The sequence below is a fragment of the Paenibacillus sp. Soil750 genome (genome assembly GCF_001428045.1).
Classification (GTDB): domain Bacteria; phylum Bacillota; class Bacilli; order Paenibacillales; family NBRC-103111; genus Paenibacillus_E; species Paenibacillus_E allorhizoplanae.
The window spans coordinates 278,635-292,498 of sequence record NZ_LMSD01000043.1 but is presented as its reverse complement, the minus strand read 5'-3'; the positions used below and the strand labels follow the sequence as shown (position 1 = coordinate 292,498).

14 protein-coding genes are annotated in these 13,864 nt (G+C 38.1%); 12 read left to right on the top strand and 2 right to left on the bottom strand.

Features of this window, described 5'->3' with window-relative positions:
• The 3 genes from ASL11_RS34250 to ASL11_RS34240 form a co-directional block, all read left to right on the top strand.
• Positions 1-278 (top strand): GNAT family N-acetyltransferase (locus tag ASL11_RS34250; RefSeq protein WP_157257148.1); only part of this gene is annotated, 278 nt, incomplete at its 5' end.
• A gap of 140 nt (positions 279-418) precedes the next feature.
• Entirely contained in the window at positions 419-814 is a 396-nt protein-coding gene (locus tag ASL11_RS34245) for a hypothetical protein (protein ID WP_056625522.1), read from the top strand.
• Positions 815-954: 140 nt separating this feature from the next.
• The gene (locus ASL11_RS34240) at positions 955-1,452 is read left to right on the top strand and encodes a phosphoglycerate mutase family protein (protein ID WP_235550659.1); all 498 of its coding nucleotides are present in this window, start codon (positions 955-957) and stop codon (positions 1,450-1,452) included.
• Positions 1,453-2,518: 1,066 nt separating this feature from the next.
• Here the strand turns inward: ASL11_RS34240 and ASL11_RS34230 are convergent.
• Positions 2,519-3,037 carry a DUF3231 family protein gene (locus ASL11_RS34230; RefSeq protein WP_056625516.1) on the bottom strand — a complete coding sequence of 173 codons (519 nt, stop codon included), beginning with the start codon at positions 3,035-3,037 and terminating at the stop codon, positions 2,519-2,521.
• A gap of 402 nt (positions 3,038-3,439) precedes the next feature.
• On the bottom strand, positions 3,440-3,724 hold the full coding sequence (locus ASL11_RS37050; RefSeq protein ID WP_056625513.1) for a WGxxGxxG family protein: 285 nt from the start codon (positions 3,722-3,724) through the stop codon (positions 3,440-3,442).
• Positions 3,725-4,447: 723 nt separating this feature from the next.
• On the opposite strand from ASL11_RS37050, the gene ASL11_RS34220 reads away from it, so the two are divergent.
• From ASL11_RS34220 to ASL11_RS34180, 9 genes are all read left to right on the top strand, one after another.
• Positions 4,448-5,047, top strand: coding sequence for a hypothetical protein (locus ASL11_RS34220; RefSeq protein ID WP_056625510.1), 600 nt, complete (start codon positions 4,448-4,450; stop codon positions 5,045-5,047).
• A gap of 156 nt (positions 5,048-5,203) precedes the next feature.
• Positions 5,204-5,590 (top strand): DUF4362 domain-containing protein, encoded by a 387-nt coding sequence (locus ASL11_RS34215; protein ID WP_162261692.1) that lies wholly within the window; start codon positions 5,204-5,206, stop codon positions 5,588-5,590.
• A 172-nt stretch (positions 5,591-5,762) separates the two neighbouring features.
• A complete protein-coding gene (locus ASL11_RS34210; RefSeq protein ID WP_056625505.1) occupies positions 5,763-6,035 on the top strand; it encodes a hypothetical protein in 273 nt (90 codons plus the stop codon).
• Positions 6,036-6,153: 118 nt separating this feature from the next.
• Positions 6,154-6,549 (top strand): hypothetical protein, encoded by a 396-nt coding sequence (locus ASL11_RS34205; RefSeq protein ID WP_056625502.1) that lies wholly within the window; start codon positions 6,154-6,156, stop codon positions 6,547-6,549.
• 429 nt (positions 6,550-6,978) lie between these two features.
• A complete protein-coding gene (locus ASL11_RS34200; RefSeq protein ID WP_056625499.1) occupies positions 6,979-7,809 on the top strand; it encodes a vWA domain-containing protein in 831 nt (276 codons plus the stop codon).
• Positions 7,810-7,817: 8 nt separating this feature from the next.
• Positions 7,818-8,582, top strand: coding sequence for a hypothetical protein (locus ASL11_RS34195; protein ID WP_056625497.1), 765 nt, complete (start codon positions 7,818-7,820; stop codon positions 8,580-8,582).
• A gap of 14 nt (positions 8,583-8,596) precedes the next feature.
• Positions 8,597-10,798 (top strand): protein kinase domain-containing protein, encoded by a 2,202-nt coding sequence (locus ASL11_RS34190; protein WP_056625494.1) that lies wholly within the window; start codon positions 8,597-8,599, stop codon positions 10,796-10,798.
• A 398-nt stretch (positions 10,799-11,196) separates the two neighbouring features.
• A complete protein-coding gene (locus ASL11_RS34185) occupies positions 11,197-11,727 on the top strand; it encodes an RNA polymerase sigma factor (RefSeq protein WP_056625491.1) in 531 nt (176 codons plus the stop codon).
• Complete coding sequence (locus ASL11_RS34180; RefSeq protein WP_056625488.1) at positions 11,727-13,058, top strand: sigma-E factor regulatory protein RseB domain-containing protein; 1,332 nt, start codon at positions 11,727-11,729, stop codon at positions 13,056-13,058. The genes ASL11_RS34185 and ASL11_RS34180 overlap by 1 nt, the downstream gene beginning before the upstream one ends.
• The last annotated feature ends 806 nt before the right edge of the window (positions 13,059-13,864 follow it).

The window sequence follows — 13,864 nt, the reverse complement described above, 5'->3', positions numbered from 1 at the left end:
GAGAGATCATGTATGCAATATCAAAGGATCATAGAGGCAAGGGTTATACCACGCAAGCTGCACAAGGGATAATCAAGTATTTATTTGAGAATACGAACGTCGAGGCGCTTAATGCTATAGCTCTTTTACGTAACGAACCGTCGAATAGAGTAATACAAAAATGCGGTTTGAATTTTCAAAGTATTATCGAGATTGATAACGAAAGATATTATTATTATAAACTTAGTAAAAGTGAGTGGGAAATTCTTTCATCGTTGAGCTCTAACGGGACACTATAGTTGAATAATCAGGGAGCAGCTCGCGGCGGTAGTTGCTCCCTTTTTTCGTTGAAGTAACGGGCAGGTTAAAGCAGTAAATCTTAGAATTGAACTGTAACTCTTGACTGTAAAGTAACGTCTATTCCTTTAGGGGTGAGATCATGAATAAGAAGGTTTTCTACATTGTATTGACTTTAATAATAATCTTTTCAGGGTGTTCTTCAGCTCCACAAACCGAGAGTCGTAAAGATGAATTGGAGTACGGTAAAACAGTACGTGTAACTTTGGCTTGGAATGACACTATTTATGAGTTGGTTACTGAGTCTGTACCAATAGATAAGATTGATAAAGAAATAGGGGTAGTGAATAAACAAGTAAGTCCGTACCCAACCCAAAATGGTGAGGTGGGTAGAAATACACCTGAAGGACCTATGATAATCCGTAATGGTGGGGGTAAATTATACGCAATAAAAGACGTAAGTCAGCAAGAACAAATAGTTATTGAACTCTCAAAAGATGAGTACAGAAAATGCAACTTTTTCACTAAGTTACAGTAGAACAGTAAAAAGAATTTTTGTTCAACTAACTGAAAACGATAGTTCAACGCGCCGCCAAATCCAAAGGGTCTGATAAGATAATGATCACAATTTCATCCAGATGGTAAAATTAGTGAAAGCAATTAATTGAGGTGAAACTAATGATGGAGATATTAGTAATTCGACATGGAGAATCAGAGGATGAGAAAGTAAATGTACTTGAACCGTTAACAAGCTTAGGAATTGAGCAAAGTAAAAAAATGTCTGCACGTGTTTCAAAAGAATTTCCACCAGAGTTTATTTGGTCAAGTACACTTCAACGTGCAAGGCAAACGGCGGATATTTTAGCGAGTATCGTTGATTGTGAAGTGAGATATCTTGATAATCTATGCGAGCAGGAATTTGATGAAAGCGACTTAAAATTTTATGAGCGAATCAAACAAATCTTATCTTACATAAAAGAGAATAGCAGCCAATATAAAAGAGTTGCCATTGTTTCTCACGGAGGAACTATTACGAAACTCATTGAAAATTTCCTCCAGTTACCTTCAAATAATAATGTCTGGTTCCATACCAACAACACCGGGATTCATTTCTTACACTATCATCCCAAAGCAGATATTTTAAAATTTTCAAATAGCACTTGTCATTTAAACTAACATAGGAACGATAGTACACTAACAAACGGGGAGCAGCTTGCCACAGCAGCTCCTGTTTTCATTAATGTAACGGGCAGTTTAATGTAGCATAATGTTAAAGACCGCTGTCCTCAGTGGTGGCAGGTATTTCCCCCTGAATTGGGAACAATAGGAGTATTGTCACAGCATATGATGATACGTGGAAACAAGGATAATGTCCCAAATAATATAACGGAAGTGAATTGTAAATAATGAAAAAAATACACTTATTTATATCGTTTTTATTCGGATTATGGTCTTTTTTTCTTTGGTGTTGGTTGATTATTATTTCAGGTGACATCCCTGTTTCTATTTCTTATGATGAATTTAGGGTCACTCTGCTAGGAATTGGGATTTTCACCTTAATTTCTATTGTCTATATTAAGTACGCAATTGGTCGTACTAATCTTCTTCTGATTTTTTTATCTTTTCCTACATTTTTGTGGGGATTTCAAATGGTACAAGAGTTAAAATATCATTATCATAAATACTCGACTATAGTTACAATTACTGGATTTATAGCGAGTCTGATTATTATTATTTTTTCAATTTATAAGAGCTTAAAAAAGCGGAGAAGTGAGATCATTTAATAAGTTCATTTCAAGATGACTATGACCAAGCACATTCAATATTCTAGGTTTTTTGAGAAACAAGCTACGCTAACGAGGAACGTTAGTTCAATATCAACAAAAGAAGGCAGCCGACCTTAGTTGATCGGTTGCCTTTTCTCAACTAACGGGCAGGATAATGGAACAAATTGTTTGTATTCCTGGGTCGAAGGCGGAAGAACTGGCTGGAGGGAGGATCTCGTCTACCGCCTCATGTCCGAGACCTCGAAGGCGAAGATTATTTTAATCCTTTGAATACACCCAAGTCGGATTTTGTTTAGTGTTGTCTTTCCGTTTTGACGGAAAAATGGCTTACCTTGATTGGCATGACGGATTAAAGACTAAGGCCCAAAACAGAAACAACTTCCTCGTCTTTCGAGGAAGTTGTTTCTGCTTCTATGCCTAATTTTACAAATATATTGCCATCTATTTAGATTAAACTACGCATTTACTGTTTCAGGCCTTTTTATTTGTAGTGGAGGAGGAACAAGCCAACCTTTTTCTTTACTCATCTCCAGTATTTTAAGGCCTAATGCTGTTTTAGTTATATGGTATTTTGCAAATAAAGCGCCAATATCAACTCTAATGGATTGGCCCATAGCTTGACTGCAGGCAACCAATCCCAATGAAACGTCAGCAGCAATTTTGGCTGCAATCTCGGGATCAGCGAATCTTGCACCGACTGGGATATCCTCGAGTTTAACTGCCGGTCTTTCAGGCATTGTTGGAACTGTGGCAATTCCGTTATCAACAAGTATTTTATCTAATTCTTTTATTTCAAGATTTGCTTGATCAATGAGACCGTCGAGTATCTTTTTAAGATCTTTGTCTCCTGAATGATTTAAATAGGCTTGATAACAGGATACAGCTCCTTTAGCCACTGTGGACGCTGTCCATACACTAAAAATTTCCCCGTAGTGTAGAGGTTCATCTTTTGGATTACCGCTTAAAATTCCCATATGAGTTTAGCTCCTTTGTTCTAGTTTAATGACTTGTATATCATACCCATTTGTTCCTTTAAAATTCATGTAGCCGTCGATTTACATTATTAAAAAAAAATTACTGAATAGTGAATGTTTGATTATTTCCTTTGGATACAATACCAACAGAGGTGATTACATGCGATGTTTACTTTGCGAAAATGAACAAATGTTAAGAGGAAAAAAAACGAAATGTTTTATATGTACCATAATCAAGCGTCGAAATTTTCCTAAAATTTAATAGTAACAAGTCATTAGTGGTTTCTAGATGTATAAGGATAGAAAACAATGTAATAATATAGTTAAAAAAGGAATTCTCGGGATTGAATCATACAATAACCTCCGTTAGAAACGGAGGTTATTAGTAGCAATGTCTATATTTTAGGTGTGTTCACGATTCCGCTTTTTTAACCCAGCTAAACCGACTAACCCTAGAAGGCCAAGCCAACCCCAATTGTTATCATTGTCATCAGTAGCAGAATTAGTTCTATAAGTAGCTGTTGAATTTGTCCCGTAACTATTAGTAGTAGTCGTACCGTTAACTGAACCATATCCGTTATATGCCGATCCAGTCATACCTGTACTACCTGCGGCACTCGATACTCCTGTACACAACAGAAACATGAAACAGATACTTAAAAAAAACGTAAATGCTTTCTTTTTCATTTTGGTTTTCTCTCCTTAATATAATTATTTGTATTGACATGCTTGTTTTCTCCTATATGTAAATCATTTATACGAATGAGTGAGTGCCAAAGAAGTCCACTAAATGAATGGTGTATATTGTCCCTAAAAGCATATAATATTAATGTTCCAATTCTTAAGATGGTGGGCTAATATCATGACGAACCAAAAAAGAGTATAGAATCAGCAAAGCAAAAAAACCAAAAACCAAATCAAAACAGTAGTAAAAAAAGTAGCAGCAATAATGGTATTGATGATGCAAATATAAATTCAGGTGGTTAATGAATTTGTTTAAACAACTTAATAACCTCATCAAACAACCTCACTTCAATAGAAGTGAGGTTGTTGTTCGTCCAAATGATTGTTTCTCTAGTGTGGTCCGTCCGAAGAACACAAATCACTAACCAGGTAATGTTGATTTATTCTATGCAGGTTCATGTGGTGATGACAGATGAGGTCATTACGCTAACGGATAACTATAGCTCAACCAGAAACGAGGCTGCCGGTATAACTCGGTGGCCTCGTTAAGCTATCGGGCAGCTTAGTTCTATAAGCTCATAGGATTTATTTCCGTTATATGGTAATTTAAATGGATAAAAACCTCTTTTATCGAATATGAGCTTCTTTAAACTTGAGCAGATATTACAACCGATTTGGAGTGATAGTTTTATAACAGCATTTTTGTTGTTTATGAGAGGAGAAAGCATGAAACGAAAAAATAAAGTAGTTCTCTTTATTATCATTATGGTGTCTATAATTGGCTGGTACTCCTACATCAACTTTATCGGTGGGACTCGCCTTACTCCGATTGCCGCGGCGAAAGCACATACATCTGTAGGCAAGGATATAACGGTCTTTGATCAAGTAGATTTACTTTGGGGAAGAGTGTATTTAATAGACACTTCGAATGGAGAGCGAACTGCTGTTGTTCGTAAAAAAGGCCCATTCTGGTTTTGTAATTATGTAACCACATTTGATAACGAAAATACCTCCGATTCTTTAAGAACTATTGGTTGGCTTAATTATCAGTTCACAGGTGTTAACCCCCCAGAGTCGGTAGCACTTATATCTGTTATTTCAAATGACCCACAAGTTGCATTTATCGAAGTCGGTGAAGGAGACGATCGTGTAAAAAGGAAAATAGAGCCCAACAAACCGCTATTAGTATGGTGGCCTAAAATGTATCCAGGGTCTACTTTAAAACCTTTAGCATTATCATCTGAAGGTCAGACACTTTATGAATACCGTTTTGCTCAGGGAAATATAACAGATCCGAAAACCTTAAAATGGTACCCATTAAGGTAAATGATTGAACTATCGGGCAGTTTAATGCAACATATTCTCGCCGTTTTCGTAAAAGAATGTAAATAAAACTTTGAAGGAGGTAAAAATATTAAATACAAAAAAACTTTAATTATCACTCAGACATTCATAATTATTGCTTTGATTGTCTTCATTTTTGTGTTTGTAAATCAATCAAATAAAGTGAACGATACTGCTACCAACTCAGTTATTTTTCATCTTGACAGAGCTGACCTTGAACGAGTTGATAAAATGGTAACAAGATTTAATGAGGGGCAAGGAGACAATCTAATGATTATAGAACCAGGAATGGATAGCGGTCCAGCCATTCATGACGTAATTTCAAATGGTAAAGAAATAAATTGGATAGTTGATAACTCACGAGATGCATGGAGTACAGACAAAGGCAAGACGGAATATGTCTGTAAATTAATTCGAATACACGAAAGAGATAGTGATTTTATTGATGTTGAATTATCAAAATGTAAAAATTACAAGGATGATGACCAACTTAGAATTCTGTCTTTTAGAAAAGAAAAGTTGTAACTGGAAATGGATTAAACTAAAGGATAACGTTTGTTGAATACTCATATAGCGGCAGCTGGTCACCCGATCGGCTGCCGTTCTCTATTGTAGTAACGGGCAGTGTAGTTCCATTTTATGGTATCATAAAGATGAGAACTTTAAAGAGATGAAATGTAATGTAGGAGGCTGATCAATGAATAAAACGGAAGCCAAAAGAATATTCATTGTGACTATTTTTATTGGCATTATATTTTCTACAATTGCTATGTTAATAAAATATCCAACTAACTTAGATTCGGTAAATAAACCAACACTCAGTATATATACCCAATATGGAGAAATTAGACGTTCATCTACTGAAGAATACTATCCTGTTATTGCTATTGCCCGTAGTAAAAAGCAAATAAATTCACAAACAGAAGTATTATTTCTTGACTTTGGAACTTTCGTAAAAGAAAAAAAGTGATGTTACTATTTGCATTGTGAATTGTGAATTAATAACTTAAGGGATTCCGCTAACGGATAACGATAGTGAAATAGCGGTAATTTCGGCAAGCCGTGCATAAGGGAGGGTGAGATAAATTATGTCAAAAGTACATGATAATGAAATCTTATCTTATGAAGTCGATTTACAAAATGATCAAATCAAATTACATACTAAATATGATGATAATAGAATAATTGAGGAAACAGAAATTGTTTTTACTGAAGTGTTTAATCATTTTTTTGAACACCAATTGAAAGGCAGTATTATTCTTGATATTTATGAATCAGATATTCCTAAGTTTATCAAAGGAAATTCTGAACTATTAAGAAAGCAGAAATCCTATGGATGGCCAGTGATGTATGATTCGATTGATGAAATGGAACAAATCTTAATTGAAGGTGGTTATAAATACATTATTCTTATGTTATCATACGGAATGAATGGTTGGGTATTGGCTAAGAATTTTGAAATCATCATACGTAAGATTAAGTAGTGATTGTAAGTTTACTTTGATGGTAGGGGTAGGGACCTGGCATAACATTGTGTTCACACTTTGGCATTCGGCATGAATCATTGCGCTAACGCAGAACGATAGTTGAGGGGCTTGCTTCGCAGCAGCTCCTCTTTTGTTATTCAAGTAAACATTCCTATTAGTGCTAAGAAATGGACTTTGAAAGAAAAGAAGCATCTCGGTATGATGGGTTTATCACGGGTTTTACCCAATGTCACCGTGCCTCTAAGTTCAGAATTTTTGCTTCAATAGCGTCGTAGTCTCCCACGCACATGGTACATGCAATAGCACGTTCCATGTCATCCACATGAATCTCTTTTCCAATCCTGCCCAAATTTTTTTCAATAAAAGCACAAATCCTCATTCCCACCGGAATATGATTAACTATGTACAGGATTAAGGAGGTAAACTATGTACTCAGCAGAAATCAGCCGCTCCAATCCGTCTTGCTTTCTGTTTATTATTGATCAGTCCGGTTCCATGTCCGACCCTTTCGGAGCTAGCACCAAAGCCGATAGTGTATCCGATGCCATCAATCGGTTATTGCAGAATCTCATTATAAAGTGTGCGAAGTCGGAGGGGATACGCGATTACTTCCACGTTGGTGTGATCGGCTATGGCGCCAGTGTTGGGCCGGCCTTCGGTGACGTACTTGCCGGAAAAGAATTAGTACCGATTAGTGAAATCGCGGATAATCCGTCAAGGCTGGAAAAGCGTCTGAAGAAAGTTCCGGACGGTGCTGGCGGTATTGTTGATCAAATTGTAAAGTTTCCAATCTGGTTTGATCCAGTCTCAAACGGCGGGACACCCATGTGTCAGGCGATGAATTCCGCCTATACCATTCTGAGTCAATGGATCAGCGAGTATCCTCATTGTTTTCCGCCAGTGGTCATCCATATTACAGATGGAGAATCCACCGATGGAGACCCGAGTTCTGCCATAGAACAAATAAGAGCACTGGCTACGGACGATGGGAACGTCTTTCTATTCAACTTGCATATTTCCAGCAGACCGAATGCGGTTAGTGTGAGTTTCCCGGAAACCGCGGATGGGCTGCCTGACCAATTCTCGAGGCTGCTCTACGAAGGATCCAGCAATCTAACGCCATTTATGATGTGGGTGGCCAATCAGGAGCATCAATTGAATCTTTCGGACGGAGCAAGGGGATTTGTCATGAATGCAGATCTAACCCTTGTAGTCCAAGCGCTTGATATCGGTACGCGTCCCGCCAATCTTAGATAGGGGTTGCTATGGTGCAAATTGCAAGTGAATGTTTTTCATTGCAAAAGGCGGGAAATCGCAAAGAGGAATATGAAGATGCGTTCAACACCAGTATTTTTGTGAATAAGGATACTGCGTATCATCGATTCGCCATAGCGGATGGGGCGAGTGAATCCTCATTCGCTAATATATGGGCGGGTTTACTCGCTGGCTATTATTGCAAGGGGAAAATGGATAGTCATCAGCTCCACAACTCCATCCCCAAATTGTCCAAAGATTGGAAGAGAAAGCTAAATACCAAAGACCTTCCCTGGTACGCTCAAGAAAAGCTGAACAGCGGGGCATTTTCTACGTTAGCTGGAATTACTTTTCGTTTGACGGATACTTGGTCAGTAGAGTTTGATGCGATTGCGATTGGTGATAGCTGCATGTTTCAAATTCGGGATGAACAAATTGAACACTTTTTTCCACTGGCTTCCGTCGAGGATTTTCATAATAGACCGATTCTCATTTCGAGTAACGGAGCTTATAACCTTCATCTTCAAGCATCCGTGAAAAATTGGAGCGGTACAGCTCAAGCGGGAGATTCCTTTTGGTTAATGACCGATGCCTTGGCCTGCTGGACTTTGACTCGCTACGAGGAAGGCACCAATGTAATCAAGCAAATACACGGGTTAACCTGTGAAGATGACTTTATCCGTTTGGTGGAGGCAGAAAGAAAGCTAGTTCGCCGCGACGGCAGCTTTTATCTAAGGAATGATGATGTTACTTTCATTCGAGTAAATCTTATGTAAGGGGAGATGAGGCGATGTTTTGGCCCACTCCACAGGATTATAGGGAAGCGATTCAAAATCCGCACATTTGTTTTCAGGACCCGGAGCTTCAATCCGGACTCCCTGAATTGGATAAGCTTGGACTCCCTCGCCCCATTTCTGGCAGCTTCGCCAGTGTTTACAGAATCAAGTGCGGACATTCGGAATGGGCGATCAGGTGTTTTACCAATAATGTGAAGGATCAGAAGGACCGTTACGATGCCATCAGCTCGCATTTAAGCTCAGTGAATCTACCGTATATGGTTCCTTTTGAGTACCTCTCTGAAGGCATAAAAATAAATGGCAATTGGTTCCCTGTCGTAAAAATGCAATGGGTTGAGGGGGAATCGCTGCTTTATTACATCCAAAGAAATTTGCATAACGTTGAAATTTTAAAAGGACTAGCAAATCAATGGCTAAAAATCATTAATGAGCTGCACATGGCAAACATTGCGCATGGTGACCTGCAGCATGGCAACATATTGATTCACAGGGATGAAATTATTCTGATCGATTATGATGGCATGTATGTACCAGGCTTAAACGGCATGCTAAGCAACGAGCTCGGTCACAGAAATTATCAACACCCCGGAAGAGTCGTAGAGCATTTTGGGCCATACATCGATAACTTTTCGTTCTGGGTCATTTTGATTGCAATATTAGCCGTTAGTGTGGATGCTTCGTTATGGAATTCGCTTGGCGCGGGAGAAGCTGAAGAAAGTCTCCTCTTTCGACAAAAAGATTTTGTCTCCCCTGGCGAATCACGCGCTTTTGAATTACTGGAGCTTGTTAATGATGAAACGTTACGTTCTTTAGTAAACTGCTTTCGTGATGTCATGGCATTAGAGGTGCCGAATGTGCCAAAGCCTCCTGATCCCGAATCACAGGTTAATGTTGTTCATCACCCAGCCGCTTCTGTCTCTTCTGTCTCTGCCGACTTAGCAACGAAATTAAATACTTATCTAACAGCCTTCTATGATAAATTCACTATAAAGAAGCGGTTAGCCGTTGCCCAATCCCAACCGGAAACATTGGATCCTGTTGATTCGTCGTGGGTACTTGATTATCTTACAGCAGAAGCAAGGCCATTCTGGCCTCTGCCCACATATGGGCTCGTTTTAGAAAGAACCGTTTCATTCTCGGTCATAACCCTCACGGCATTGGCTACAACTGTTATGTACGGAAAGGCTCCGATTACAGGTTTAGCATCCTGCACTGCTTTGGGTTTAGTTATTGAAATTGCCTTTTTGAGCTGGCGTTATGTGAAGCTTCCCACTGTTATGGAAAAAAGAACCACGTCTGAAAAAATAAAGGAACTTCATGGTGCAGCCTCCGATCTGACAAGCGAATTGAACAAAATTAACTATATCAAGCAAGAGCTCCAACAAATGGAGGAAAACAAGATTAATGATCTATTACAAAGGCAAAGGGAAATATCGGAACGAGTAAAGAATGAAACCGAAGAAGTAGAGAAGGAACTCTGGAGTCAGATAAGCGAAATCGCTGGTGAAAGACAAACCATAGATCAGGAGGAACATACCGAACTTGCCGGCTTATTGGCTTCATTCCGAAAAACTTGGCTGGAAGATCAATTAAAGAAGCATACGATTAGCAAAGAAAAAATACCGGATATTGATGATGAAATCAAACGGCGTTTAAGATCAAATGGAATTCGTACTCCGGCTGATTTTTTGGATATTAATATATTTCAGTCCTATGGTCGTAAAAAAATTGAAAAGGTATATATGATATTAAAAAATGGTGGCTCGGTTCATATAGAATTGAGTCCATCCCAAGCGAAAGCACTAGTAGAATGGAAAAAAATGATAGAGCGCAAGTATAGACCTAATATCCCCCAATCCATGCCTCCAGGTGAAATCACTGCCTTAAAATCAAAATTTAACGACAGGAAATCAATATTAAATAACGTAGAACAAACTTATAAAACAAGGGCACAGGACCTGATATCTACCATTAAGCAAACATATAGTCCGGAGCATGACCTCTTAAAGAGGGAAGAAGATGCCGCCAGAATCATCCTGAATAACGAGCTCAATCAATTCGACAAGGAGATTTTTGAAATAAACAAACACCTATTAGGGGAAAAATGGGAGCTTAACCATTTGAGCAAGAAAATGGATTCTTTTAAGGACATTAATTTTTTGAAATTCTTAAGGAAAGTATTCCTTTTTATTTGATGAAAACACGGAAGCACCGTGCCCGAAGGAGATTTTTTCTTGCGTGCACTGGTGTTTTTTTGTGTTCAACACACAAATGTGCCTACACTGTAGTCTTGAGACACAAATCCACCTACCTTATAGGAGTTCGATTTTCATGTTCGTTCACACAAGAAATTCTCCGATTACCAACAAATTAATCCTAACCGCTCAGCTAACGGGCAGTGTAGTTCATTAAAACAATTCTGGACCCACGAACTATTCGACTTGTAAGTAATAGCGGTACCAAAGAGCAACTATCGGATTTACGGATAGTTGTTTTTTTACTTCAAATCAATTTATTGGAAAAATATATTCTTTTGTACGGAACCTTCAGTCCGTTCGATTGGTCTAATTAAATATATAAAGGAGACGTAGTAGTGGATGATAATCTTCGTTATGTATCTGAAATAGAAGCTATTGATTTCCGGCATGTCATTGAAAATCATGGTCAGGCTGTATGGAATTACGTATATTTCCTTGTAGGCCAACCTGACATCGCGGATGATATTACTCAAGATACATTTAGTAAAGCCTACCGTTATATAGCTACATTTCGAGGGGATAGTTCTTTTCGAACTTGGTTAATTAAGATAGCACGTAACCTTGCAAGCGATTATAGGAAAAAGTCTTTTTTTCGAAAAATAATTCTAATGGATATCATTCAAGACAATAAGACAAGCCCATCGGCAGAAGAAGAATACTTGTCAAAAGAGTTTTCTGATGATATTTGGAGAATTGTTTTAGAATTGCCCATAAAACTAAGGGAAGTCTTACTGTTGGATGCAGTTCATCATATGACAATGAAGGAAATTGCGGATACGCTCAATATATCAATAGGAACTGTGAAGTCTAGGATCTTCCGGGCGAGGGCTAAAGTTGCTAAACAATTAGATAAGGAGAATGACTAATGTCACAGCGACCTGATTGGTATAGTCGGTTGGAGGCACAGCCTTTTAAACAAAATAAAATGACTCAAGAGAAAATTCGCCTTATTGAAATGGAACTGAAAAACAAAAGAAGCACATTTAGAAGAGTTGTGCCTTTGATGGGTATAACAGTTGCAGGAGTATTGTTAGCAGGAATCTTTACTTTGAACTTGGATAAAACATGGAGTTTTATTTCTAATTGGAATAGCGTTCAAAGAAGTTCCCTTACTCAAAGTACCCCTCAGAAACAGGACCAATTACCAGAGGTCGTACAAAATGAGGCAGTTAATTATCCTCCCCGAAACAAAGTATTTGAGAATCAGGACCAACTGCCAGTCAACGAAAAAGTTAAAGCTGAATTTATACAAAAGATGGCATATTCATATCAGAACATAAAATCTTTGAGAGGAAAAGCACAAACAAATATAAACTCAGTTTCTTCAACAGTTGAATTTCAAATTCGTGAAGGTAAGAATCCAGCTTCGTATGAAGTAGTTACTCAACCTAATGGGACTATAAATGAATATATAAATGATAATCATTATATGTTGGAACAGACAAATGGTAAGGAAGACAGGGTAACAAAAGTTGGTTCTCGAAATCCAGAGATGGAGCCTAGAACAACTTTTGTATCTACCGCATCAGACGGAATCCCATCTTATTACTTGCCTATCGATCCAGCTTGGTCAAGGAACGCACAAGATATCGTTAGTCCCTTACGTAACATGGGTTTTATGGTTGTTGACTTAAATTTGTGGTCATTTAAAGGCGAAGATATGTTAGTAGCTCGTAAAACAAAACTCATCGAAGGGGAATTACCTTCATATCAAAAGCAGAAGGGGAGTTCTGTCACGTATAAAATATGGGTAGATGATGAGACAGGTATGCTATTGAAAAAACAATTTTATGATAAGAATGGGAATATAGTTGAAACTTTTGAAGTTACTTCAATAGAAATTAATCCTATATTGGATGACAGAATCTTTGAAATTCCTGATGAAAAATTGAAACAAATGGATCAAACCGCTAAACATATGATGGCGACTAGTCCACAAATGATGGCTGGAGATTTTACTGTACCTGATTTAATGAGTGCGAAGTGGGAAGAGGCTAAAAATAATCGACAGCAGACAACAACTATACCATTTAATCATGATTGGTACATTATTCCGAAAGAAGGTTATCTCGTTAATTACATTAAAGTGAATGGAAATACAGGAACAATCGTCATGTCACCTACAACCAAGGGGTTGGTTCCAGCAGTAGCGAAAAATTATAAACTAAATGAAATGAAAATAGAATATGAAAAATAGAATAGAACATGCTTTATGATTGACCGTGGCAGTATCGTTTTTCAGCTCGACCTAACGGAGAACTATAGTTGAATGCACAGTTGCCTTGGTAGTACTATCCCCAGTTTGGGATAATATTGTCACGGTGGGTAAAGTACCAAGTAAAGATAAGTATGCAGCATAACACGATGAGCAAGACATAGGACAAGGCAGGAACATGAGTGGACAAGGGACATACTAACCTTTCCTCTAAGTGTTCCTGCCTTTTTTTGTTTGCAAGATCCTGTCAACACCCCCCCCCGCGGGTTTTAAATGCGTTTTTTACCTTTTTCACCGCGACCGCACTCTGATAGTAAGGCGAAAAAGTTTCCCTAAACCTGCTTACGATGAGGGTGAAAACAACAAAAGAAGGTGCCACATTAAACTAACGGGCAGGATACTAACGGAGAACTTAACACAATAGGAATGTTGAGGTCAGCAACGAAACTAAAAGGGGATAATAAATCGTTGAAATATAAAAATGACGAGGGAATAGATTATTTAAGAAGGTACCCAGCTTTATGGAAATGGATGAATAAGTGTAAAGCTTGTGAGCAGGTTGGATACAAACCTGATTTACCTGAACATATACATCCCGAGTATGCGGTTCCGCACCTTCGATGGAATGATAAATACATAAGAAAGTATTCCAAACCGCTTTATCTAAGCGAAGATGAATATTGTGAAGTATGTAAAAACCTATTCCCATCTTAACGCGTTTCCGCTAACTGATAACGTTTGTTCAATACACAGCAATGGGAGGCTGCCGGCACGACAGGCAGCCTTTC